26 protein-coding genes, 1 tRNA gene and 1 pseudogene are annotated in these 24,025 nt (G+C 55.6%); 13 read left to right on the forward strand and 15 right to left on the reverse strand.

Annotated elements, in window-relative coordinates:
- The first annotated feature begins 19 nt into the window (after positions 1–19).
- Complete coding sequence (locus FHT85_RS31025) at positions 20–436, forward strand: cysteine peptidase family C39 domain-containing protein (RefSeq protein ID WP_409527354.1); 417 nt, start codon at positions 20–22, stop codon at positions 434–436.
- Between the two features lie 32 nt (positions 437–468).
- Entirely contained in the window at positions 469–963 is a 495-nt protein-coding gene (locus tag FHT85_RS25565; RefSeq protein ID WP_112339010.1) for a hypothetical protein, read from the forward strand.
- Between the two features lie 487 nt (positions 964–1,450).
- On the opposite strand, the gene FHT85_RS30630 is transcribed toward FHT85_RS25565, so the two are convergent.
- The gene (locus tag FHT85_RS30630; protein WP_409527351.1) at positions 1,451–1,618 is read right to left on the reverse strand and encodes a hypothetical protein; all 168 of its coding nucleotides are present in this window, start codon (positions 1,616–1,618) and stop codon (positions 1,451–1,453) included.
- 613 nt (positions 1,619–2,231) lie between these two features.
- On the opposite strand from FHT85_RS30630, the gene FHT85_RS25575 reads away from it, so the two are divergent.
- From FHT85_RS25575 to FHT85_RS25590, 4 genes are all read left to right on the forward strand, one after another.
- Positions 2,232–4,238 (forward strand): hypothetical protein, encoded by a 2,007-nt coding sequence (locus tag FHT85_RS25575; protein WP_409527352.1) that lies wholly within the window; start codon positions 2,232–2,234, stop codon positions 4,236–4,238.
- Between the two features lie 3 nt (positions 4,239–4,241).
- The gene (locus FHT85_RS25580; RefSeq protein ID WP_112410515.1) at positions 4,242–4,565 is read left to right on the forward strand and encodes a hypothetical protein; all 324 of its coding nucleotides are present in this window, start codon (positions 4,242–4,244) and stop codon (positions 4,563–4,565) included.
- 116 nt (positions 4,566–4,681) lie between these two features.
- Positions 4,682–4,915 carry a hypothetical protein gene (locus FHT85_RS25585; RefSeq protein ID WP_112410516.1) on the forward strand — a complete coding sequence of 78 codons (234 nt, stop codon included), beginning with the start codon at positions 4,682–4,684 and terminating at the stop codon, positions 4,913–4,915.
- 240 nt (positions 4,916–5,155) lie between these two features.
- On the forward strand, positions 5,156–6,112 hold the full coding sequence (locus FHT85_RS25590) for a hypothetical protein (protein WP_210293870.1): 957 nt from the start codon (positions 5,156–5,158) through the stop codon (positions 6,110–6,112).
- A 327-nt stretch (positions 6,113–6,439) separates the two neighbouring features.
- Here FHT85_RS25590 and FHT85_RS25595 read toward each other — a convergent pair whose 3' ends face one another.
- A complete protein-coding gene (locus FHT85_RS25595; protein WP_162709629.1) occupies positions 6,440–6,772 on the reverse strand; it encodes a hypothetical protein in 333 nt (110 codons plus the stop codon).
- A gap of 746 nt (positions 6,773–7,518) precedes the next feature.
- Positions 7,519–8,436 carry a DUF1003 domain-containing protein gene (locus FHT85_RS25600; RefSeq protein ID WP_112339623.1) on the reverse strand — a complete coding sequence of 306 codons (918 nt, stop codon included), beginning with the start codon at positions 8,434–8,436 and terminating at the stop codon, positions 7,519–7,521.
- A gap of 471 nt (positions 8,437–8,907) precedes the next feature.
- Here FHT85_RS25600 and FHT85_RS25605 point away from each other — a divergent pair, with 471 nt between their 5' ends.
- The gene (locus FHT85_RS25605; RefSeq protein ID WP_112410518.1) at positions 8,908–9,864 is read left to right on the forward strand and encodes a phytanoyl-CoA dioxygenase family protein; all 957 of its coding nucleotides are present in this window, start codon (positions 8,908–8,910) and stop codon (positions 9,862–9,864) included.
- Positions 9,865–9,981: 117 nt separating this feature from the next.
- On the opposite strand, the gene FHT85_RS25610 is transcribed toward FHT85_RS25605, so the two are convergent.
- The 5 genes from FHT85_RS25610 to FHT85_RS25630 all read right to left on the reverse strand — a co-directional run bounded on the left by FHT85_RS25610 (position 9,982) and on the right by FHT85_RS25630 (position 12,814).
- Entirely contained in the window at positions 9,982–10,467 is a 486-nt protein-coding gene (locus FHT85_RS25610) for a DoxX family protein (RefSeq protein WP_112410519.1), read from the reverse strand.
- A 19-nt stretch (positions 10,468–10,486) separates the two neighbouring features.
- Positions 10,487–11,242, reverse strand: a complete 756-nt coding sequence (locus FHT85_RS25615; RefSeq protein WP_112410520.1) for a DUF2063 domain-containing protein — start codon at positions 11,240–11,242, stop codon at positions 10,487–10,489.
- A gap of 10 nt (positions 11,243–11,252) precedes the next feature.
- Positions 11,253–12,107, reverse strand: coding sequence for a DUF692 domain-containing protein (locus FHT85_RS25620; RefSeq protein WP_112410521.1), 855 nt, complete (start codon positions 12,105–12,107; stop codon positions 11,253–11,255).
- 109 nt (positions 12,108–12,216) lie between these two features.
- Positions 12,217–12,501, reverse strand: coding sequence for a DUF2282 domain-containing protein (locus tag FHT85_RS25625; protein ID WP_112410522.1), 285 nt, complete (start codon positions 12,499–12,501; stop codon positions 12,217–12,219).
- Positions 12,502–12,547: 46 nt separating this feature from the next.
- Complete coding sequence (locus FHT85_RS25630; protein WP_112339617.1) at positions 12,548–12,814, reverse strand: DUF2282 domain-containing protein; 267 nt, start codon at positions 12,812–12,814, stop codon at positions 12,548–12,550.
- A 292-nt stretch (positions 12,815–13,106) separates the two neighbouring features.
- Between FHT85_RS25630 and FHT85_RS25635 the strand changes: the two genes are divergently transcribed.
- From FHT85_RS25635 to FHT85_RS25645, 3 genes are all read left to right on the forward strand, one after another.
- Positions 13,107–13,673, forward strand: coding sequence for a sigma-70 family RNA polymerase sigma factor (locus tag FHT85_RS25635; RefSeq protein ID WP_112410523.1), 567 nt, complete (start codon positions 13,107–13,109; stop codon positions 13,671–13,673).
- Positions 13,660–14,295, forward strand: coding sequence for an NrsF family protein (locus FHT85_RS25640; RefSeq protein WP_112410524.1), 636 nt, complete (start codon positions 13,660–13,662; stop codon positions 14,293–14,295). The genes FHT85_RS25635 and FHT85_RS25640 overlap by 14 nt, the downstream gene beginning before the upstream one ends.
- A gap of 238 nt (positions 14,296–14,533) precedes the next feature.
- Positions 14,534–14,607 (forward strand) — tRNA-Gln (locus tag FHT85_RS25645).
- 660 nt (positions 14,608–15,267) lie between these two features.
- On the opposite strand, the gene tnpB is transcribed toward FHT85_RS25645, so the two are convergent.
- Both tnpB and tnpA read right to left on the reverse strand, forming a co-directional pair.
- A complete protein-coding gene (gene tnpB / locus FHT85_RS25650; protein ID WP_112410525.1) occupies positions 15,268–15,621 on the reverse strand; it encodes an IS66 family insertion sequence element accessory protein TnpB in 354 nt (117 codons plus the stop codon).
- Positions 15,602–16,032, reverse strand: a pseudogene (tnpA, locus tag FHT85_RS25655) (IS66-like element accessory protein TnpA). The gene tnpB and the pseudogene tnpA overlap by 20 nt, the downstream one beginning before the upstream one ends.
- A 166-nt stretch (positions 16,033–16,198) precedes the next feature.
- Between tnpA and FHT85_RS25660 the strand changes: the two are divergent.
- Positions 16,199–16,498 (forward strand): sugar nucleotide-binding protein, encoded by a 300-nt coding sequence (locus FHT85_RS25660; protein WP_312861360.1) that lies wholly within the window; start codon positions 16,199–16,201, stop codon positions 16,496–16,498.
- Between the two features lie 355 nt (positions 16,499–16,853).
- Positions 16,854–17,135 carry a hypothetical protein gene (locus FHT85_RS25665; protein ID WP_162709631.1) on the forward strand — a complete coding sequence of 94 codons (282 nt, stop codon included), beginning with the start codon at positions 16,854–16,856 and terminating at the stop codon, positions 17,133–17,135.
- Positions 17,136–17,808: 673 nt separating this feature from the next.
- Here FHT85_RS25665 and FHT85_RS31030 read toward each other — a convergent pair.
- The 5 genes from FHT85_RS31030 to FHT85_RS25690 form a co-directional block, all read right to left on the reverse strand.
- A complete protein-coding gene (locus FHT85_RS31030) occupies positions 17,809–18,075 on the reverse strand; it encodes a hypothetical protein (protein ID WP_112410527.1) in 267 nt (88 codons plus the stop codon).
- Positions 18,076–18,239: 164 nt separating this feature from the next.
- Entirely contained in the window at positions 18,240–20,153 is a 1,914-nt protein-coding gene (gene traG, locus FHT85_RS25675) for a Ti-type conjugative transfer system protein TraG (protein WP_112410528.1), read from the reverse strand.
- Positions 20,154–20,440: 287 nt separating this feature from the next.
- Positions 20,441–20,974 carry a hypothetical protein gene (locus FHT85_RS25680; RefSeq protein WP_112410529.1) on the reverse strand — a complete coding sequence of 178 codons (534 nt, stop codon included), beginning with the start codon at positions 20,972–20,974 and terminating at the stop codon, positions 20,441–20,443.
- Positions 20,971–22,230, reverse strand: a complete 1,260-nt coding sequence (locus tag FHT85_RS25685; protein ID WP_112410530.1) for an aminotransferase class I/II-fold pyridoxal phosphate-dependent enzyme — start codon at positions 22,228–22,230, stop codon at positions 20,971–20,973. Before FHT85_RS25685 ends, FHT85_RS25680 begins: the two co-directional genes overlap by 4 nt.
- A gap of 250 nt (positions 22,231–22,480) precedes the next feature.
- Positions 22,481–23,203 carry a winged-helix domain-containing protein gene (locus FHT85_RS25690; RefSeq protein WP_112410531.1) on the reverse strand — a complete coding sequence of 241 codons (723 nt, stop codon included), beginning with the start codon at positions 23,201–23,203 and terminating at the stop codon, positions 22,481–22,483.
- 403 nt (positions 23,204–23,606) lie between these two features.
- On the opposite strand from FHT85_RS25690, the gene FHT85_RS25695 reads away from it, so the two are divergent.
- A complete protein-coding gene (locus tag FHT85_RS25695; RefSeq protein WP_183774367.1) occupies positions 23,607–23,897 on the forward strand; it encodes a hypothetical protein in 291 nt (96 codons plus the stop codon).
- Positions 23,898–24,025: the final 128 nt, after the last annotated feature.

Below are 24,025 nucleotides of genomic sequence, written 5' to 3' on the forward strand. Positions count from 1 at the left end.
ATCAAGTTAACCAATCGTCATTGGGCCGTCATGCTTATCTTCGTGCGTTTCTGCCTGCGTTAGCATGGGTAGTAACATCGAATTGCCGGAAGCATACATTCGACAAGCTCTTGGGGATTCTGGCGATGGTGCCTTCCTATCCAGTGTACCTCAAGCGCTCGAACAGCTTGGATTCCGGGGAAATGCGACTTTTGCAAGCGAGACAACGGCCAGCGCTATCTCAGATGCCCTGGCCAAAGGCAATGGAGTAATAGTTACCGTGAAGGTGCCGGGAAGCGTTCAACCGCATGCGATAATAGTCGATTCCATTTCGAACAATACGGCCTATATACGTGATCCTTGGCCTCTCGGCGCAGGGTCTAGTTACTCTGTACCCAAAAGTGCGCTGGAGAAAGAAATGACCGGTAGGGCAGTTTTTATAAAATCGACAGACTAACTTGGGTCAAATAAAGTTTAACAAGAGTAGTCATGATCCAGAAGCTGAAACAAATCTGTGATATATATCTCACGTCTTCTGTCGGCGGAGATCATGGCTGTCTTCAAGGATTGAATTTGTTTACAACTGCGGGGCTTATCGACCGGCAGAAGGTTTATCGTGAATATCTGCGCGTCGACCTGCAACGACTGCAGGCCGTTTCAGCCGTAACGTGTTTGCGTCAGAGTGACGTCGTTTCCTTCAGCGTTCCAATTGAGTACCGAGACAACGAGAACATTCCGCAGGAGAAGGCAAGAGCGATTGCCGATGACTTCCTGAAAGATAGCGATGAACAGCTCGCTGGCAGTGCGGCCATGGAATTGTGTCCCCCTGTCTTCTGGGCATTTCGGATTAGCAAGAGAGCTTTTAATCCCGACGTCGAGGAACGTTCCGGATCAAAGCAAATTTATATTGATAGAATTGATGGCAGAATTTGGAGCTATCAGGAGGTTTTGGAATACAACTATGACTACAATAATCTACTATGAGCGTTATTTTTCAACGGATTAGATATTACGTCACCTGAACTGATGGGGTGGATGCCCCCTCCGTCCGGCATCGGCGTATGATGCCCGCTCAGCGTCGTTGTGGCGCTCACGAAGGAGAGGCAGATGACAGCAATACATATCCTTGCGATCGACCTTGCAAAGCGGAGCTTCCAGGTCTGTGCAACGGATCGCGGCGGGGCGTGTGTAGATGCCCCCGGCAAGAAGATTTTTTTAACGGCTTTCCGCGAACGAGGAATTCTATCGGTCGTGTGTCAGGCCTCTCTATGTGGCCTGAGTAGCCGCGGGCCGGGATGCAGTTCGAAGAACAGGGCCACATCGGTTCAGAGAGCTTTGTGCTCGAGCACCGGGACTGGTTTACCCCATTCTGAACATTGAAGTCCTTTCGGCATCTTTCCATCAGTCGATCTTCTCACCGAGGCTGTTAGCCCCAGGCATCGCCGCATTGCCTTTCGAGAAAGGCAGCGGATCACGCCATTCTGTAATTCTGCTCCCTCGTCATCATTGCCCATATCACGCGAGCCATCTTGTTGGCGAGCGCGACAGCCGCGACCATTCGAGGCTTTCGGCCCAGAATGTCTCCTAGCCAGTTGTCCGGCAACGCGCCCTTGCGCACGATCCAGCGGATCAGGCTCATGGCTCCGACGATGAGCAGTTTGCGGATAACCCCGGCTGCCAGCCAACCGTGTGATTTGTAGATAGAAGGGCGTGATGCCGGATGTCTATTCCTCGATCACCTTTACGAAGTTCGGCTTATGAGCGCTTAATCAGTTAGGTCGGCGGGCCGCTGTCACCGAGGCCGCTGTACAGCGAAACAATCGGAGAAGGATTCCAGTCTCTCAGCATTCGGCTACCGGCTTACTTGCTTCGGAAGGGCGGAGAAACATATTCTCCGCTTCCATATAGTAAGCATTAACTGGTGCCTGCTGTCCTCCTGTCAATCTACTCAGGGGGGCGCTATTTAGCTCCGCCGATGTCGGACCTGACAGACAGGAACATAAAACACTTTCCGGTCGGCTGCTTGAGCAGAGCCCACCGGCGATGTCACCATTGTCACCAAAGATCTCGCGCTGAAGGGGGCAACGGTCGTCGGCAATTCGGTTGCGGTCGATGTCAAGAACCTGACAATCGAAAGCCAGCTGGATACGCAGAAGGCCAAGGCCGACCAGTTCAATATCTCCGGCCAGATCGGCTTTGGCAACACCGGCGTCTCCGGCACCGTGCAGAAGGCCAAGGGCGATGCAGTACTCGTGTCCGAACAGTCGGGCATTCATACGGGCACCGGCGGACTCAACATCGATGTCAGCGGTCAAACCTCGCTTGTCGGCGGGCTGATTACCAGCCAGCCAACTACGGACAAGAACTCCTTTTCCACCGGCACCCTGACGGTTGCCGATATCGATACACATTCGACCTGGAAGGCCGAAACCTATGGCGGCGGGATCGGCACCAGCGGGCTCACCATCGCTCCGCCCGTCAAGGCCGGCGAAAACGAGACCGGCAAGGCCTATTCGGCCATCGGCGGCAATATCGGCATCACGATCACCGATCCAGCGCATCAGGTGCAGGACATCGGGACGATCCGCCGCGATACCGAGAACACCAATACCTCGCTGCCCGGCCTGCCGGACCTGCAGAATATCCTTCGCCAACAGTATAAGAACCAGGCCGATTTTCAGGCGGCGCAAGCCACCATGGCTGAGTTGGTGGGCGATATTGCAGGTAATCTTCGAGACAATGACAAAACTGCGGAAGAACACGCCTTCTGGGATGAGGGCGGAGCCGGTCGTGCACTATTACACGCCGTCGGCGCCGGCATTCTCGGCGGCGTCAATGGTTGGGAGGGCGCGCTCAAGGGGGCTGCCGGTGCGGCAACCTCAGTCTTGCTGACACCGGCCATAGCCGATCTCGTGAAGGGTATGCTGAAGGACAGCACCTTATCCGATCAGGACAAGCAGACGCTTGCTTCTCTGCTCGGTGAGAGCCTGTCTGCTCTCGCCGCTGGCGCTGTTGGCGGTGGCGAAGGTGCCTCCTATGGGGCTGCGCAGTATCAGTATAATTATCTCTATCACGACGAAAAAGCTGCGAAGCTAAAAGCTGAAAGTGACCTTGAGGCATGTAAAGCCAAGCAAGACACGTGCGACACTGCGAGAATGTCTCAGTTGCAAGGCGACATTGATCGCCTGAATGCCCTTGATGTGCTCAGAAGCGCCGAGTTGGTCTCTACCTGCAATTACGGCAGTCCTATAATCTGTATGCGTTTGATGCAACACGCCTACAATGCGGAAATGAGCTACTACGCACAGCGAAACAAGATGAGCCAAGCAGATTACATAGCTTCGCTGCTTGCTCAGGGCATTGATCCCAAGGCGATGAACGACGAATACTTGGAAATTGTCGCTCTTCGCAATACTGTTAGCAAAGGGATTGACCAGCGCGATGCACAGGAAATGCAGATAACCTTGAATGGTTTAGGTATTGGTTCTGCGGTAGGCCTCGGCACAGCAACACTTTATGTGGCGCCCGGCGCAATCTCGGCGGCCGTCGCTTGTGCGCGCAGTAGTGTTTGCTTCTCCGAAATGGGTCTTATGGTGGCTGATGCTGCCTTCGGCGACGCCATCGGCGGAGCCAGTTATGGAATAGGTCTCGCCGCGGTTTCCGGCAAACTCATTCTGCGCAAGGGCGATGAGATCATTGGTGTGATCGATCAAGCTACGGGTCGATCTATCCAGATTATAGATGACGGCATGAAAGCGTTACTCTCGGGGCTGCCTTCAACATCGAATTCGACTGCTCATACGATTGTGCTATCGAATGACGCCCCGACATCAATTGTCTTGCGTGACGTAGTTGATCTGGAAACATTCAAACGTCTAAATGTAATAGACTCCGACGTTGGAAAAATACAACCCGGCGAAGCGAGTGCAGCTGCTGAACTGGAAAGTTATTTAGGTGGTACTCTTGCTAGAGCAGAAGGCGGAAGCAATGCCGACTTCGTTATTCAATCTGGTCCCTATCAGGGGAAAACTGTCGACTTTATGCTTACGCCAAATAATGCCCGACAAGCAGAGATGACGAACCAATTCTTCGAAAATAACCTCTCGCGCTTCGCGGAAAATCTGAAGCAACATATTGATGCGGCGGATATTGTACCTTTGGATACACGCTTTCTAACCGAGAAGAATCGTAGCACGTTAATGGATATGATAGGGGGTTTATCTGCAGCCCAAAAAAGCAAAATTGTTCTGATGAGGTGAAAGATGGCGGGATCGATAATTATATCAAAAAAAGTACTGCTACCTCTAAGTACATTCGGACTATATTACCTTGTTGAGAGAATTCGCAAAGAATTCGATGCGGATGACGAGCTCTTCAGGACTGAAATCTACGAAACTCTAGACGAGCAGGGGATGAATTTCATCGTTCTCGATAAACAAGGCAAATCGGGCTTCAACGCCTTCGTAAAGGCCGCGAGGCGAGCACGTGACAAGGCGCGCGACGAGGATTCATTTTCAAGCTATGGCCAGCTTTGGAAACCGCTATTTGATTTGCTCGAAGTGGATCCGAGGTATGAAGAGCAGTAAACATGCTTCGTGAGCACCGAACCGCAGTTTAATTTCAGTCTCTGTTGGTTGTGTGATCAGGGCATCCACGATCATTCCGCGCGCCGACCGCTGGCGAGGTGCCTTATCAGGCTGGAATGGACTATTGGAACGCGGATGGCGCTGGATGTGCACTGCTGAAAACGATCGGCGCGGGCATTCTCGGTGGCGTCAGTAGCTGGGAGGGCGCGCTCAAGGGCGCTGCTAGTGCCGCAACATCTGCGCCGCTGACGCCAGCCATTGCCGATCTCGTCAAGGGTATACCTGGCATGTCCTCGATTTTATTGGAGAACATGATTTCGGATTTTAAGTCATCGAACAATAAAAAATAGGGCGTTTATGACAAAGTAGCTTCGATGCGCCCATCTACAGTTAATGAAGATCTCGCCCAGCGCTTCCGACAAGCCCCTGATGCGAATAATGCCCGACGACTATTCGAAGAGATATTGCGGGCCTGTGTTCGTAGAATTGAGACCCCGCTAATATTGTCAGAGAATGACCAGCTTGCTAAGCGGTTAACAGCCGGTGAACAGTCTCAGGTTTCGATTTCGGCGCGCTAAGCGGCGAGATGGATGAGAGATACTTTGACGCAAAGGTCGAAGGAAGAGATGAGGATTCTGCGGCCTACTTTGCCTTGGCTCAACCTGGATAACGGAAACTTCACCGCTAATACCGTGGGCTCAGGTAGTGTTCGAAATTCCGTCCGGTACGTTTCTGCGGCGGTCAACCTTGTTGAGGTAATGATGAAATTCGATCCCACTCGAAACAGACAAAATAAACTGAAGGAAGATGGATCGCTTCTGCGGTACTTGCTAGAGCAACAATATGACCAGAATAAACCAATGGGTAACATCGCCCAGTATCATCTGAGCGATGTGATAAGTTATTGGCTAGCCGGCCTTCATGCCGAAATTAAACCGATAATCCACCGTTCGAATCTGTGGCTTGATAAAGCGATTCTGAGCGACGAAAAATTTGGAGGAAATCATGATTTTCATCGCACGCTTTTACATTGGGCTCGTGCAATAGGAACCTGGCTGGAAGACGCAGCGAATGATGAGGGTCATTGGGATCAAGCCCGGGTTTACGAAGAAGCGGCTTGGCGCTTCGAAGGTCGTCCCTGGCCGCGCAACGAAATCATCAAATCGGGATTGGACGACTATATGGCTTTCGCTTATCAGGGCGGTGAGCATAATGACGGTTTTGAAGCCGGAATTGATATGTATGAGCATTGGGTGGGAGAAAAGCCGCTCTCTCTCAAAAAGATCCTGAAACCGCGAGAATTCGGCTATGCTCTCTGCCTGCATCGTGCCCGCGGCCAGTTTGACGCAGATGAACTGTTCGAGGCTGGGCGCCGGATGCTTCAGAGCAATCTTGAGCAGACTTGGTTAGGCAGCGGCCAATATCTATGTGCGGCCACCTGGCTGAAGATTGTCTATTGGGACCGTGACCAGGCCCTATCTCCGTTGGAGACCATACTGAAGGCCTACGACAACATGCCAAACGTACCGCGTCCGAACTTTATTTAATGTGATCTCGACTTTAAAGGACTTTCTATGGGTGTGGATCTTCGTAACGACGGAGGCGAGACGATCAAGTTAACCAATCGTCATTGGGCCGTCATGCTTACCCTTGCAGAGACATTTGGCTGGCTGCGCCGGGACGCCGGACCCGGCCAAGGTCGCTGCCGAGCAGCATGAAGGGTCAGCCGAGATTTTCGCAAAGCAGAAGAAGACGGGCTCGCTTCTTCTCGTGCGAATGGTGGATTCACCGTGTGCATAAGCATTGAAGAATCACCCCGTCGAGAAAGCGCTTAAGCTGTTGAAATCGATTTGACTTTCCGTAATATTACCGGGTTACGATCGACGTCGGTCATGACCCCGCAAGACACCTGCTTTTGCCATTAATTTCAAATCGTTGTCGGGACTTTCAACAGGGTCAGTGTTCCGAGCCTGATCACAAGCCGCAGCATTTGTCGCAAATGTCTCATGGTTAGCCTTCTCTTTGCCGGCATCAAAATCCCCTCGCTCATCACGAGGTATCGATGCCAAAAGTTGCTGACCCAGGAGGTAATCTTCAGTGTCGAAAACCGGCCGGTCTTTGATCGGAATGCCGGCCGGCTTCACGTCGGAATCCGCAATCGTCGCTCCGCTATCAATGGCTACCGGATTCGCTTCGGCGTGCTTCATACACTGCCCAGGCAACATCAACCGTCCCCAGAAGAATATCGCTTTCGCTCCATCCAGTTGCAACCGCAGTTCGAACGACTTCGCTGATGATGGGCTGCAAGCGACGCTGGCATTCTCTTGCTAAATCGTCAGCGTCCTCTGATTGAGAGGCCAGAGCAAAATCTAGTTCCATCGTTGATGCCTTCGCGTAATGTCCGCTTCATGTTTCCTGATGCCCAAGCTAGCGCTGAGAGGGAACTTGGCGGCGTTCCATCCTCATTTCCACAAGCACCATTGTGGAAAGCGAACCTCAAGGCACCGCATATTGAAAGAACTACTGCGACGCACGTTCGCTTATCGCGACGTCTATCGTGATCGCGGCTCGGTACGCCCGAGCATAAAGGCGTGCCTGAAGCAGTTCAATACTTATAAGAAGGTCGGTAACGCAGCTTTGGCTGGCTGGATGTTGGCTCCGTGAAGTGGCGCTGGACCAACCATAACATATGGCCCAGCAGTTTGTTTGACACGGAAGGGCCGAGAAGCTCGCTCCCCGCCCGATCTCATCGTGTCATTTCCCTTCCAATATTCGGCGCCGGCCGTTGGTCGTCCTTTGGGCGGGGGCGCGAGGCAGAATCGACCGAGGGAAGGAGCAGCGCACAGGCAAGGAGCGCGCTCGTGAGCGGCAGCCAAGGGGCGGTGCGAAGAATGTAAGCGCGCAGCAGCTATCTATGCGGGGCGCCGGGTAAGAGCCGCTCGCTTGTCCACGGTCAGTTGACGGAATCGTCCGGATCGGGGTCCTTGACTTTGGTGAAGAGGTTCTTCAGCGCGCTGGTTTTCGCCTTCGCCGCCTTGTTGGCCTTGATCGCCCGGGTGGCGGCCTTGGCCTGTTCCAGCATCATCTCGATCTGGATCTGCTGGATCTCGGTCAGGCGCTCCCATTGGCGATTGAGGAGGTGATCGACCTTTTCATGCAGGTGGCGGATTTCGAGTTCGGCCTTCAGGTTGACCTTGTAGTCGTTGAGGGCGCGCAGGCGATCTTTCTCTTCCTGGCGGCGCTGGCTCATCATGATGATCGGCGCCTGGAGTGCGGCGATGGTTGAAAGAACCAGGTTCAGCAGGATAAACGGATAGGCGTCAAAGGCCTGCTTGTCGCCCATGATGAGATTGATCATCATCCAGACGGCGAGAAACAGACAGAAGGAAATGATGAAGGTCCAGCTGCCGCCGAAGGACGCGACGCCATCCGCCATACGGTCGCCGATCGAGCGGTGGTCTTCGTAATCCTCTTCGATGTTTTCGGCCAGCGTATCATGCGTCTTCAAGCTTTCCACGACCTCGTCCTCGAGGGTGGAAAGCTCGCCGCGCTCGACCGTCAGCAACTCGGCGATATATTGGGCGCGATAGTCGTCCATGACCTTGCGGCTGATATAGTCGTCGGCGCGAAGCTCGGGATGCTTCAGTCGCATGAAATCCGCCAGCGAGGGGCGGAGGTCATCGACATGGACGGCATCTTTTTTCTTGAGCACCTGACCGGTGATGGCGTCGATCAGCTTGACGGACTTGGCCTTCGCCTGCGCGAGACTTTTGGTATAATCGTCCATCTCCACAACGGTTGGGCTCTCGCCCTCGCCCGCGTCGAAATCGACGATACCTTCCGCCGGCTCAAAGGTCTTCGTTTCTGTCATCTAAGGGGCCTTCTTTGACGTTTTCTCGCTCATTTAGCCAATAATGCGAACAGGAATATGACTGTTAGAAGACGGGGATATAGCGACCGATACAGGCCGCTATCCCCCATCTGCAACTTTACTCTTCCATTTACTCCTAGCAAAATTCTAGCGTCATTATCCTAAGCAACGGCAAACACCGCGCGCCGTCCTTGCGATCCGTTGCGCCGAATTTTGCCGGGACCTCTAAAAACAACCGCTCCGCGCGAGTTCTTAAACGTTTTCAAAAGCGTTACGTGTTTCTGCGGGAATTTCTACCGATTCAATCAGGTTTTGATTTTTCACCCCTTGACCAAGGCCGGCCGACTTCTATTTGCCGCAGTGCAGCAGACATTCGTGACAGCGAATAAATGTTAAGGTTTCAATGAATTATCGGCAGCGGGTTGGGGGCCTGTTGTCGCGGATTTTTTAAAATGCGTGGAAAGGATCGCTATGCACAATCCCCCGGCAGAAGACTTGGAGTCCATCGCCCGGCAGGGCGGCCGCTTCAAGCGTATGGCTGTCAGGATACCGACTTACCTGACCGATCTCAAAGAGAATCCAGCCTGGCTGCCTATGTTCCTATTGGCCAGGACCCTGCCGTTTCGGCGCATCCATTGGCTGGCCACCAAGCAGCCCGTCAGGCTTCCGGTTTCCGGCACCTCGATGTTTGCCGACGCCGATCGCAGCGCCATCGTCAACGCCCTGCGGAGTGATGGCATCTATCCGAGCCTGATGCTGCCGGACCATATTCATCGGGAGATCGCCGAATTCGCCGCCAATACCGCCTGCTTCGGCAATTTCAACAGGAAGCTCGAATTTGTCGCAAGCGAACATAGGCAAGCGGAGGGTCGTTTCGGACGGCCGCTTCTAAGCGGACACTTCTTCGAGCGCTCGCTCGATTGCGAGGCTGTCATGGCGGTCCAGCGCGATCCGCTGCTGATCGATGTCGCCCGCCAATATCTCGGCGGGCAGGCCAAGGTAATCACCACCCGCATCTGGTGGAGCTTCCCGACGCAGGCTTCCGAGGCCGACAGAAGCCTCGCCTCGCTCGACAAATACCACTTCGATCTCGATGATTGGCGGATGCTGAAGTTCTTCTTCAATCTCGTCGATGTTGATGAGGGCACTGGCCCGCATGTCTTCGTCAAGGGAAGCCACAAGCGCCGGCGTGTCCGGCATCAGCTGACATTGCTTGTGGGGCATCCGGCCAACGAGGTGCTCGATTATTATGGGCAGGCGAGCGCGCTGACGCTGACCGGCAAGGCCGGCTCCGGCTTTGTTGAAGATCCCTTCGGTTTCCATATGGGCACCGTGCCGACGCAGAAGCCGCGGCTGATGATGGAGGTGGGCTTTGGCGTTTCGAAGCCGTCGCGTCGCCGCTTTCATGGCGAACCCGTCCTGCGCTAGGGCAAGCCGCGCGAAGTCCACTGCGGTTTTGCAACAACGTTATGCGCAAAATCAAAATGCGCATTTAGCTGGCATCATGGAGCGCCATTTATAATTAGCGCTCCCGTCTGACCGATCTCAGGCCGAGCGGCTGAACCGTCTGGTAATCAGGTGGTCGAGCGCGATGCGCCCCGGCCCGCCCGCGATGATTACCAGAAAGCAGGTTGCCCATGTGCCATGCGTCGGCCAGGCATCGGGATAGACGAAAATCTCGATGACCAGGGTCATGCCGAGCAGCGCCAGTGCCGACAGCCGGCTTGCCAATCCGATGACGAGCAGGAACGGGAAGAAATGCTCGCTGAAGGCGGCAATATGTGCGGCGATCCAGGGATCGACCAGCGGCAGCTTATATTCCGTCTGAAAGAGATAGACGGCATTGTCGGTCACATGCCACCCATCCACCTTCGTCTGGCCGGATTGCCAGAAGACCGCGGCGATCGACAAACGCGCAATGAGCGCGATCAGATCATGCGGAATGCGGCCGAGAAGCTTCAGGGCGTCATGGAGCCTTTGAGGCACGGTTTCACGTTCGGCCGGGGCGGCCGTCATCAACTGGTTTTGCATCGTCGTTCCCTCTTGGCGTTCAGCGAATGGCCATGAAAGCGCCTGCCGTGAACGCACCGGCGAGGTTGGCAGAAAGATCGAAATAGGCGGCTTCGGCGAGAGCCCTCTCATAGGCCTCGCCAAGGGCGGTGCCCGAGAACAGCTCTTCCAGAAAGGTCGCACCACCCGGCGGTAAGCGGTGCACCTCGACGATCATCTGCGGGCGGATGACGAGAGCATCCTCGCCCGTCCAATCGTCGATATCGGCAAGCTCGATTTCGCCGGTGTTCATCGCCCAGATGGTGATGGCCGGATAGGCGGAACGCGCCACCGAGGCGGAAGGATGCGGCACCAAAGTCAACTCCGCCAGGCCGGCCGGTTCGATGGTCGCCACGAGAGCCGCATCAAGCGGCACAGTGTCGGCCGCGTGATAGGCCCGTCCCCGCAGCGCTTCCAATCGCATGACATCGGGCAGATAGGGGATTTCCCGTGTCGGTTCGAAACTCTCGATGAAATCGGCGAAATCATCGCCATAGGCAAGCAGTAGCGGCGATCGCGGCGGATGCAGGCGGATGAACTCACGCGCCATGGCGGCGAAGAATTCCTCACCGACGATCCTTTCCGCTGCCGGAAAGCGCGAGGAGAGCGCACCGATCAGGCCGATGGTGACATTGCTGCGATAGACGCCGAAACGTCGTGCAGGTCGTGAGCCGTTCCAGGCCGTCAGTCCATCAGGCACCGCGAGAGCTGGATCGATGAGCGCCGCGGCGAATTCGCTTTGCGTGGCGAGAGACATCGATCCCTCCTCAGGCTGCCCGGCGTGCGGCGGCACGCTTCAGAATGGCGTCGGCCGCTTCTGCCTCGGCCCTCAAGACCGGCCATTCGGGCACGTCATTATCCCATTCGACCAGGCTGGGGATCGGCCCGGTACGCCCGATGAGTTCCTCATAAAGTGCCCAGACGGGATCCTTCACCGGTGTATCGTGGCTGTCGATCAAAAGCGGCGCGCCGGCATCGTCGATGGTTTCCGAATGACCGCTCAGATGGATCTCGCGCACCCATTGCACAGGAAAGCGCCCCAAATAAGCCCGTGCATCCATCTGGTGATTGGTGGCGGCAACGAAGACATTGTTTACGTCGAGCAGCAGGCCGCAGCCGGTACGTCTGGCGACTTCGGCCAGAAATTCCGTTTCCTCGATCGTGCTTTCTTCGAAGAGCAGATAGGTAGCCGGATTCTCGAGCAGCATCTGGCGGCCGAGGATTGTCTGCACCTGATCGATATGGGCGCAGACCTGCGCGAGCGTCGCTTCGGTATAGGGCAGGGGCAGAAGATCGTTGAGAAAGGTCGTATCGTGTGTAGACCAGGCGAGGTGCTCCGAAAAGCTTTCAGGCTCGTAGCGATCGCAGACGATCTTCAGGCGAACAAGATGATCCTGGTCCAGCGGCTGCATTGAGCCGATTGAAAGGCCGACGCCGTGGATGGACACGGCATAATCCTCGCGCAGCTTGCGAAGCTGCGCATGCGGTGGACCGCCGTCGCCCATATAGTTTTCCGCATGGACTTCGAAGAAGCTGATCGGCTGCGTGGCGCCATTGATCGCGGTAAAATGCTCCGGCTTGAAGCCGACCCCGGCGCGGCGGGGAAGTTCTGACGGTTTCATTGCAGGCCTCCGGGTGAGAGTATTTCCAGCAAAGTTACGAAGCGGTTTGCGTTCGGAAGGGGGCGGCGCTTGTGAAAGGCTGCGCCGCCCACGTGTTTACGCCGTCTTGTCAGACCGGCGCTGGACCCTGCGCCAGAGTGCCGTGGCCGTTCGGCGTCTTGATCGTCTCGCAGGTTCCGGCGGGAACCAGCTTCCACGAGTTGCGCTGATAATCGACCTTCGACGTGCCGGCGCAGGTCGTGCCGGCGCCGGCGGCGCAATCGTTCTGGCCCTTAAGGGCGACCCCGTAGCATTTTTCCTTGGCATCGGCGGCAGATGCTGTCGTTACCCCGGCAACCAGCGTCACCGCCGTTGCGACCGATGCGGCCAGGGCGAGTGCGGACATCTTGTTCATGACAAACCTCTTACGAGAGATGATTGACGATCAATCCGGTTTCGGATCAGGCCGGGGTCAGCGAGCCGTGGCCCTTCGGGGTCTTCATCGAGGTGCAGGTGCCTGTGGGAACGAGCTTGAAGGACATCTTGTCGTAGCTCATGGTCGACTTGCCGGCGCAATCATGCTTACCGGCGGCACAATCGTTCTGGCCCTTGAGGGCGACGCCATAGCATTTTTCCTTGGTATCGGCGGCCGAAGCCGGGGCGGCGACGGATGCAAGTGCCGAGGCGATCGAGCCAGCAATGGCCAGGGTGAGGATGCTGTTCTTCATGGATCTGTCTCCTAGATGGACGCGAGCCGTCATTGGCTTGCATCGAGGTCTACGGAGCGTCTGGAGCGGATGTTACAGCCGCATCGGAATTTTTTTTCGAGATGGCGTCATTCATATTGTGCCGGCTATCTGCTGCGGCGGGCAATAGCCGAGCAGGTGTGGCGGGACGCTGGCATGTGCATGGGTAGCAGACGCATCCGGCGGAGAATCTGTCGCAGAGATGAAAGGGCTTGAAAAATAGTTGCCGTTGCCGGTAACGAAAGCTTGCGGTTCCGCGTAGAGGAGATGTCGGATGAATCATTCGGCGCGCGAAGAGGAATGGGCAGTCTGGATGCGCGCGGCTATCGGCGGCGATGCGCAGGCCTATCACCGTTTCCTCACCGCCGTGACGCCGCATCTGCGCGCCATGGCACGCCGGCGCTGCGACCAGCTGGGCGCGCCGGTAAGCGAGGCCGAGGATGTGGTGCAGGAAGTGCTGCTGGCCATCCATCTGAAGCGCGGCACCTGGGATTCATCCCGCCCGATCGGACCTTGGCTGTCGACGATCGTGCGCAACAAGCTGATCGACAGCCTGAGGCGGCGCGGGCGGCATACGAGCGTACCGATCGACGACGTGATCGATTTCCTGAAGGCGGAAGAGCATACCGACGCCTTGGACCGGTTCGATGTCGATCGTATGCTGGAGCTGCTGAAAGACCCGCAGAAGACGATCGTGCGCTCGATTTCCGTCGAGGGAAGCAGCGTGCGGGAAACGGCGGGCCGGCTGAAGATGACGGAAGGAGCGGTGCGCGTGGCGCTGCACCGCGCGTTGAAGGCGCTTGCGGCCTTGTATCGGAGTGAGACCAGTGAAAACCGATGACCTCATCAATCTTTTGGCGCAGGACGCGCCGGTCCGCACGCGGATCGGCAAGGCCCTGACCATGGCGGTTATCGCGGGCATCCTCATCAGCGGCGGGCTTTTCTTCGCCGCGATCGGCTTTCGTGCCGATATCGGCACGGCGATGGAGACCGTTCGCTTCCTGTTCAAGTTCGTCGTGACGATCGCACTTGCCACAACAGCGTGCGCCGTCGTCTTCCGCATCGGGCGGCCAGGTGCATCGCTGCGGCTGTGGGGCTGGACGCTGTTCCTAGCGCCTGCCCTGCTGCTTGCCGCCGCCGCCGTCGAAATGGCCGTCATGCCGGCCGACAGCTGGAGTGCGCGGATGATCGGGCACAATGCCCGCTTCTGCCTGACGTTCATTCCACTTTTGTCAATCGGGCCGCTCGCCTGCTTCCTTTTCGCCCTGCGCCATGGCGCGCCGGAAAAGCCGGGTGCGGCCGGCGCCGTTGCCGGCCTTGCCGCCAGCGGCATCGCGGCGACCTTCTACGCCTCCAACTGCACGGACGACAGCCCGCTTTTCGTGCTGCTCTGGTATCCTATCGCGATCGCCATCGTGACGGCTGTTGGATATTTCCTCGGCAGGCGCCTGTTGCGCTGGTGACGCGATGGAAGGCGTGGCCGCAAATCTGGCGAGATCGCTCGTCGGGCAGCAGCTCTGGGCCATTGGGCAGCGCGGCTTGGAAAATCTGTTGGCGTAGGCGGTTTCGTAACCTATCATCGCGGCCGGGGTGACTTTTAAAAAATCGCATTTGCCTGCGTTAAAGTGTTTGCATCCGCGGCAAATTCGATTATAGAGGCCCTGCTTTCCCCGCAGGGGCACTTTACAGCCCGGCGGCTGTTGGGAAATAGTTCAATGGTAGAACAGCGGACTCTGACTCCGTTAATCTTGGTTCGAATCCAGGTTTCCCAGCCAATTTCAAGTTTCCTGATTTAAATATGTATTTTGATACGTCTCGGTGCTCGAGGCGCATATCAATCTTCCGATGATTAAAATCTTTTCGGAAGAGAAACGCCTTCTTGTCGTAAGATTTGATTTGTCGCTGATTCGTGTCAACAATTTAGCTTTGTGATCAGCAGATCCGCGACTGGCTTTGCGTCCGGGATCATTACAGCGCCATTCGCCGCGTCCTGGAAGCCGGCAGGCTGTGAGACCTATAATGTCGGCGGGTGGAATGACAAGCGGAATCTCGATGTTGTGCATACGATCTGCGCCGTCCTCGATGAGCTCAGACCGAAGGCCGATGGCGGACGCCACAGCGATCAGATTGCCTTCGTTAAGGATCGGCCCAGCTCTCGCGTGAACTCGGCTGGAAGCCCACGGCAACCTTCGAGACCGGCATTCGCAAGACGACCGCATAGTATCTCGAAAACCAGGCTGGGTCCGTAACGTCACCAGTGGTGCCTATCGTGAATGGCTCGGCAAGCAGTACGAGGCTCAGTTGTGAGTGCTATTCTGGTCACTGGCGCCAACGGCCAGGTCGGTTTCGAGCTGCAAAATGCTCGGTTCGCCGGTGCGAGTCATCAGATTCTTGAATCTGAACCGCCCCTGCGCGTCAATCGCTATTCGCCATCCTCAGCCGGCGACCTGATAATGCCGCACCGGATGGCGGATCATCGCATCGATATCGATGCCGTCGAGAATCCAGTGGAGCTGTTCTGTCGTCAGCACAACGACTGGCACCTCGCGGCGGGGCCATCTGAACTTGTCCTCGGTCGACCACTTCAGGATCAGCACAAAGCCGGACCGGTCGAAGAACAAAAGCTTCACCCGGTCACGACGGCGATTGCAAAAGGCAAAAACCGCAGGAGCAAAGGGATCCAGCGCCATCGTCTCCTGGACCAGGACAGCAAGGCTGTTGATGCCGGCCCGAAAGTCGATCGCCTCGCGATGCAGGTAAACCTTGAGATCAGCGCCAAGTCTGAACATGACCCAGCGCTCCGATGATTGCCGTCAATGCATCTGCGTCACCGCATTCCAACGTCAGCTTCACGCCGTTCGGCAGTGACGCGATCACCTTCGCTGGAGAGGGCAGCGGCCGGTTCCTCTCTGCTTTCCGAGGCAGCTCTTCACCAAACTCAAACTCGTCGCTGGCTGCGGTGATTTGCACCGGAATAAAAGACGATGCCGAAGACGGCGGCGACGCAAGCGGCTGGTGTGCTTCCTTATCCATTTCCAAACGAGGTTCGCATTGACCCCGTGTTCGCGCGCGAGTTTCGATACCGATGCGCCAGGTTCAAGGCAGGCCGCAATAAGGCGGTCTTTCGAACTTTGATCGAAACGGCGTCTCCCATTCCGACCGACCAGCCGCACGGCAAGTTTTTGACCGTCTTTCATCACTTGGTGTCCACCTATTTTGGTGGACACCTCATGCCAAAGCTCACTCAATTGCAGAAGGTGCGGGGAAAATCGCGCTTACCCTGGACCTGGCCAGCGAAGCAAGCATTCTTTCCGCTCTGAACGAATACAAGCTGGTATCATCGTCAATCTGGCCGCCTATACGGCGGTGGATCGGCCCGAGAGCGATAAAGAGCTGACCATGGCGGTCAATGCTACCGCTCCGGAAATACTGGCACGCTGGGCGGCGGACAATGGCGCCTTGCTCATCCATTACTCCACAGACTATGTCTTCGACGGCACGAAGGCCGATCCCTATCAGGAAGAGGATGTGGTCAATCCGCAGTCCGTCTATGACGAAAGCAAACGGCGAGGCGAGGAGGCGGTGCGCGCCTCTGCGTGCAGCCTGCTATTTTTTGCGCGCGAGCTGGACCCGAGGAATTTCCTGCCCATCTCGACGAGCTCGTGATCTACAGGGTATTCCTGGTATCGATCTCCAGTTTTTCCCTGCTGATTTGGACAGTGACAATTAAAATCTTTGGCATCGTTTTTGAGCTTTGCCTGCTTAGGTTTATTAACGAGCTTTATGACGACGGCCCGCAGGAAAGGCCCCTTGCATCTAACAGACATACAGCCTCCCACCGGCTTTTCGTTTTCCTTTGGAATGGATTCACATGATTTGAGCTTGCCTTGTCACCAGTTGGGAGCGAACCTCTCGTTTCTAGGCGATATCAGTACCGGCATGCGCTAACTATACGCAACATTCAGTTGCATTGAAATGCACATGTTGGCGATCAGATCGATCAAAAACAACGAGGACACCAGTGACGCTCAACCAAATGTTCCGTCGTGTTGAAACGTTTGCTGATGACGCCATCACAGTGCGCATTTCTATGGTCGGTGGCGAATTAGTGGCTTCAGTTGACTTTCCAACGTTCCAACATGGTAGCGGGAAAATCTATCGCGCTAACGCCTCGCGTCGCCTTCCAGTCGCGGACGCGTTATCAACAGCTGTTTATGTACTTCCGGAGACGCCTTTTAGCTATGTGGCGGTTATTCTCGATGATAAGACGACGTGGCAAGAAAATTGGGGTACGCTTATATAAGCTAAGCGCCGCAAGCCGCGCCATGGTACTGACATCGGCGTGAAGGCGAGATGCTGTTCCCCTCGAAATAGCTGGCTGTACGGGTGCTGCCCCAAGTATGTATGGATGACGCCTGTAATGCCAGGGACAATATTGCTGACCGATCATCCGGACCAGCCCCTCAATCCGAAGCAACCTGCAAAAGTCACTCCACGGGGCTTACGGTTGGTCGTGTTGGTAAATGTGCAGGTCGAGACGAGATAGGAACATGACGCCAACGTCCGTTCCGACGCCTCTCACCCTTGATCAGCGTCGTTCTTTCAGCAACGAGGCCGGGTCGAACCCTTTGCAGCGGCTGGATATCAAGTTGCTCCGACAACGCTACAGCCATTCTTTTCTATGTCGATGCTCAAATTGAAATCGTCACGGATCGCCTCCTGTTCCTTGAATGACGCATCATCATACTCAATGTCCTCGGAAGGGCGGGCAATCCCATAATCCAGATAGGTATTCTTTTATTAGACAACAACGTGCGGCGGCTTTCGATCCTCAAAGGCTTTGCCGACAGATGCCCGATATCGAGCGATCGCGTCGAAAGGGCAAAACTCAGGGTAACGAAGTAAGCGGTCGGCGCCCGTCAGTGGTTTCGAACCCTCGGATCTAATGCCAGGTGCGATTGTAGTCGTCGCTCAGCTTAATAATATCGCTCTCTTCGAGCGGCTCGCGTATTATCCTTCGAAGAAAACCAATGGCTTATTTCCAGTGCCCGAAACACGGTGCGTCGCCTTGAGCGGAGTATCGACTGTGTGCCCGAGCTGAGGGCGTGTTCCGTTCCGTCAATCTCGGCAACGCCATGTCCTGAAACGGCGGTCCAACGCTCCAAACGGTGATTGTGATATCGTCGCGATAGCCGCTCTCCCGGATTCACAACACTACATTTGGCGACGTGCCTATCACCGATAGCGAGCTCATGCCAGGTGGCCCAAAGGCGTTGATCGTTGTCGCCAACCTTAGCATTTTGCGACTATCAGTCGCTGCCAGATTGGCTAGTCAATCTCAAATGCCGGCTGTCGACTTTTTTCGCTTTGCAGAATGCGCCATGGGCTTCAGTTTCGTCGCCAAAGCCTAGAACTTCGCAAAACGATTGATCTTTGCCGCCTCGTCCATCTCCTTGCGACGGAAATAGATCGCTCGTCCGCAGCGAATGGGGCTGTGCCCTTGGACAATGATGATCTGTTCGTCCTTGCGCATCGACTGTGTAATTTCGTGCGGCATGATAAGCGGCCGGCGCTGGAAACTGATGCTTTCGGATTTGCGGGCGCTGCTGTTGGAATTGCTCCAGCCGACATTGCGTGAACGTCCCTGGACTTCAACGGTCATCTCTCCGCATTGGGCGGAGACATTGCGCGCCGTCTCGAGCGCCTTGATTGCGGCGTAGGACGTGAAGGCGCAACCTTCAATCCAGGAGGTTGCTCCGTCCCTTCCGAAATGACGCTCGAGCTGACCGACGGATTGGTACATCAGCATCAGTGTGATGCCATACTTGCGCCCGCGGTCTCGCGCTTCTTCAAGAATACGCATGTAGCCCAGCAGATCGACCTCATCGAGCATGAAGAGCGCCCGGTGGCGGAAGTCGCCGTCGGCCCGGACCATGGCATTGATCAGCGAGCCGCTGATCACCCGTCCAATGCCTGGATAGGAGCGCAGGATCGATGCAGGAATATTGAGGAAGACGTCCTTCCGTCCGGAGGCGATGTCGCTCGATTTGAATGCATTACCGCAGACGAGCGCGGCATAATTGTCGAGCGACAGCCATTGCGTATCCTTGGATGCGGTCGAATATACCCCGGAGAAGGTCTGCTCTGTCATATTGGTGAAGACACCGAGCGTTTCGCGAATAAAGGCGGACGCGGAGTTTTCCTGGATGTCGCGCAATATGGCAAGCACCGATGGTTCGGGCTCGGAAACGATAAGACGCAGGCTTCGCAAGTTACGGCGGCCAGCATAATCGGGCGATAGTATCACATGCGCTAGTAGCCCAGTTAACAGATTGTGCGCCTGGTTCTGAAAATAGGAGGCAGTCGAGGTGTCGAAGCGTAGGCTTTCCGACAAAAGCATATGGGCGATCCCAACGATGTCCTCTTCCTTACGCATCGATCTCTCGATCCCATCAAGAACGTTGAACCCCATGACTGGATTGGTGGGGTCGAGTACCATGACTTCGCGGCCGAGCGCATGGGTGCGATGCTCGAGAACCATCGGTGCGACCTCAGTCGATGGATCGAGACAGATCAGCGGTCCCCTGTAGCGCAGCGCCGTGGGGATGACATTGCTGGTCGTCTTGAAGCCGCCGGATCCCGCGAAGAATAACATATGGGTCGAATCAAAATTCTGATTGAAAGTCATGAGTGGCGCCTTGCCACCTTGCCCCCAAGTCGCGTGATCATTCGGATCAAAAGGCAACGCATGCACGCGATCACGGTCGACGCGGTAGCGCTCGCCGATAACGATCTCTCCGTCCGAGGGGAAGAGCTTAGCCACTTCCGGCATGGGCAGCCAATCGGCATCGCCGAAAATACCGCGCTTGGCGCGCTTGATCGGATTGAAGACAACGATTGAGCTCCGCGTGGAGATAGCGACAATACAAAAGCCAAGAATGATTCCGGCAACCGCGAAGGCGTCGAGATAAGTGAGCGCCTCATTCCACATGACGACGCCATTCTCTACCCACGGAACCAGACGGACATACTCCCGCAGGGCGTAAAAGCTTGCCACGCACAAAAAGCAAAGAAGGCTCGCAAAAGCGATCGGCCGACGGCGATGCAGCGGCAATGCCAAAACCGTCAGAAGTGAGGCGATAGGTCCGAAAAGCAGATTGGGAAGAGGAGCCGCTCGCAAGAACCAATAGGTGATCCGTGCTGGCACGCCGACCGCCAAATCCTGCCAATGCCATCCGGTGATGCAGAGTGTCAGTGTTGTCACTGCGATCGGCACCTGTGTCAGCAGCAAGCTCGGACGTATTCTGTCTCTCAGCGCCATTAAGAAACCTCCTCGGGCTGTGATGTTTCCGATTCGTGATAAGGCACTTGGAGCGTTGTCCTGCTGACCCGCCAACAATCTGCTCACTGCGCCGGACTGGCCCCAGGCGTCTGCGTGGTTCAGATCTTCTGGTCGATGGCGAGGCGCGCAACATCGCCGCGGCGGGCGGCGTTGACGGAGTTGATACTGCTGGTTCAGGCCCATGCGAGGGCGGCGAGGTCGCAGGCGGCCTCAAGCACGGCTATGGTACCCATCCGATTACCAACCTGCAACCGATATCTCCGGCCCTAGTGCTCCCTACTATTTGAAGGCAGGTAAGGCGGTTGACGCCCTGCAGGAAACCACTCGATTGCGTCATTGGAGATGGCCGCGAGTTTCGAGAGGCTACCTTCCAGAAGCGTTCGAATTCCGTAGAAAACGACTAGGTCTCGGGCGAGAACGCGAACAAATAAACCGTCGTTGGTTGGCCGTATGATGGCGCAACCGTCGCCAAAGTTTAGAAACCTGTCGGCTCCGTCGGTGAGTGCAGATCGGCTGCCATACCGCACTTGCGTGCACGCTCTCTCAGCAATCATATCCGCAGCGCCGATAATTGCATGCCCTCGCCCGCATTCGAATCTTTTTTCCTTCCCGTTGGAGATCATCGGCGGGCATAGCTCGGCAGCGTGTCGGCAAACCTGCTCAAGCCATATACCGGAATTGGATAGCGTAACGTAGGTTTCGGCGATATATTTCAGTATTTCGATCCCATCTGCCTTTGCTTTGACGTTGGGGCTAATTTCCCAGACCTCATTTAGAATGATGCTGATTGGGTCGATCATGGATCTGCTCCTCCTTCGGCGAGCGCCTCGTTGATCGCACGTCCCACCCCTTCAATCTCCGGAATGCCGTGCCTGGCGGTAGGGCAAACCCGCAAGCCGGCCTTGCCCTTTGCAACCGTGGGAAAGAAGATCACCGAGGTGTAGAAGCCTTTGTTGAGAATGCAGGCCGCAGCACGAATCGACTGTCTTTCGTCGCCGATCTCTATGGTGCGGATTGGTAGCTTTGACCCGGCTTGCTTGCTGGCAACCATTCTGTCGAAAACAGCTAACCGATCCGCAAGCGCATCCTGGCGTAACTTGAGTTCATTGGTGCGGTGCAGCGCCTGCGACGCCATGGCTGCGCCGATTGCTGCTAAATTAAGCGACGCGGAAAAGGCATAGGCGATTGAGAAGCGCCGGAACAATTCTTCCTGTCGGGCAGTGCCGAGCATCAGCAAGCCGCCCGACGCTCCAAAGCCTTTGCCGAGCGACGCAGCAATGATTGTGCGCTCGCCAAGGGCTGCGCCGACCTGGGATCGTACAAAGCCCTCCCCAGACTTGCCGAACAAGGAAATGCCATGGGCATCGTCGATATAGAGAAACAGTCCGTACCGATCCTGGAGTGCGAGGAGGTCCGCAATCGGCGCGCTCCCGCCCATGGAATAGACGCCATCGCATACATAGGCTACGCGATCGTTACGCCGGCAAATATCCTCGAGTGCGTTCAGATCGTTATGAGCAATCGTTTCAACCGGTGTTTCATTGGCGACGACCGGCTTGTGAAACGCAAGCGTGGCATGCGCCAATCGGTCGAAAACGATCGTCGGTCTTTTGTTTTCAGTGAGGTATCCAGAGGCGAGGAGCGGTAGGGCTCCCATATTGGCGGCGAGGACCGTCGTGTAGGTTATGACCCGTGCCGCAAATAAGTCGGAGAGCGCTTCTTCCAGTTCGCCTAGTAGGCTGAAGTTAAGCCTCGTTCTTGCGCAGGACCAATGGAGTGCCTTGCATCGCTGCACCGCCTCTATTGCGCCTTCAAGGATGAGCGGATGATTGTCCAGGCCGAGATAAGAGCAGCGAACGAAGTCAATCACTTTTTTCTTGTGACGCATCGTGGGCAACAGCACGGAGCGATCCTCGTCCGGGTCCGCGCAAAGCGCCATGACCCCCTCCTGCTCGGCAACAGCAAGATTTCGATCGGCGGAAGCGATCAGGCTTAGTGTATTGCGGTAGGATCGCGACACAGCTGTAGCGGTGCGCGAATGACGATCATCGCTCATGGGAATATCCAAATTGTTGGTAGCGGAACAGCGACACAGCAGAAAATGGACATCTACTGCGGCGCATCGCATCTCATTGGTGACGCGATGCTATTTTATTGCCGTGGAATAGGTCCGCGAACAACGATCGTTTCGGTAATATTGCTTGAAGGTTTTGCGACGCCGATATTTCGAAAGCGAAAGGCTTGATAAACACTGCAGGCGAAATGTCACATTGATGCTCAACGGAGTTTCTCCGTGATCTCAGTGCTTACAAAGCCCGCACTGCATTCTGGCGCTCATCGAGCGCATAACCGGTAGCCCGCACCGTGCGGATAATATCGCGACCTAGCACACCTCTCATGCGCCGCCTAAGGCGCCCGACATGAACGTCGACGGTGCGGGGCTCCACAAAGGTACCTTGCGGCCATGCAGCCTCGATGAGAGCGTCTCGGCTGAAGACGTAGCCTGGTCTTTGCAGAAAGTGCTGAAGGAGACGAAATTCGATAGGACTGAGTTGGACGTCCATGCCGTTGCACTCGACGCGCCTGCTGTCGAGTTGCATCGTGATTTCCGCATAAACGAGCGAAGTGCCGGAGGCTCTTTCCGTGCAAGATCTTGCGTTTCCGTCTGGCGATAAGTCTGACAGATAAGATAGGAAACGCTCTGGGTTAAACGGGCGCAAAAAAATTTCGCTCACGCCGGTCTTGAGCACTTCGAGATAAAGTTGCTGATTGCCTGCTGCCACGAAGACCGCGATTGGTGGCACTCTATCGGCCAGTGTTTCCCTGATCTGGCTTACAAGATCGCCGATCCGGAAGGCGTCGCTATGATAGTCTATTATCACGGCCGCCAAATCGTCTGATTTCACGCTCGCTAGGGTTTCCTCTGCTCCTTCCACCAACGAAGATTCGAGACCTCGCATGGTGAGAATCTGGGCGAGCAGAAGGTAGAATTCGTAATCCGTGGAGCAAATGAGGATGAGTGGCTTCATTGATGATAACCTTTCGCTCAGTGGGCGGCAGCACGCGGCAGATGAGAGGCTCAGAGATTCCGCATAACCTCCGAGTATTTTGATGCAACAAAAATACTCGCATTAATCGCGATCTATCTTCATCGAACAAGAAATCGCTGTTATTTTATTGTCATAAATTTATATTGCACGTAAAGAGGGAAAATGATATCTGTTCAATCATAATTTTGTTGCATCAAAAAGGAGACGCTTTGCGAGTGAGTTCAGTCAGCTCGCCCGGGATTCGAGGTTGATGTATGTTGAGATAAAATGGGAAGCGGCCAGGGATCACACGACATATGCGGCATTCGCGGTCGTGACTCACTTGTGAGAACAAAGTCCGGCCAACTTCGTCCCGTGCCGGACGTTCACGGGAGAGCTTCCTATGACTTTTGCGGATATATCAAAATATCGCCAGCCACCGTCCTCGGATGATGACATCTCTATTTGGTCTGGCGGGGATCCGGCAGTCGCGGCCTTAGCCGCAAAGGCGGCCTATGGTCCCGAAGCCACGCTTGCTGTCGCTTGGTGCGCCTTAGGCGCGAAGGTCGACGGACGCACTACCGACGCCCATTTCTGGTTCGAGGTTTTTTGCCTGCTGCGTGGCGGAGAAATGCCGGCGACGGGTTTTTCAAGTGGCGCGGACTCTATCAACTCGGATGGAAAACCGCATTAGTCTAGGTTTCCTGCGGTCATAACTGGTGGGGAAAAACCGATATATCTTCATAATTTTCGGTAATGCCCCACCGCGTGGGTATCAGCCGCTAAGCGATGAGAGTGCAGATAGAGGGGAGTTTCCGAAAA

Origin of the sequence: Rhizobium sp. BK312, assembly GCF_014193605.1 — a bacterium.
Classification (GTDB): domain Bacteria; phylum Pseudomonadota; class Alphaproteobacteria; order Rhizobiales; family Rhizobiaceae; genus Rhizobium.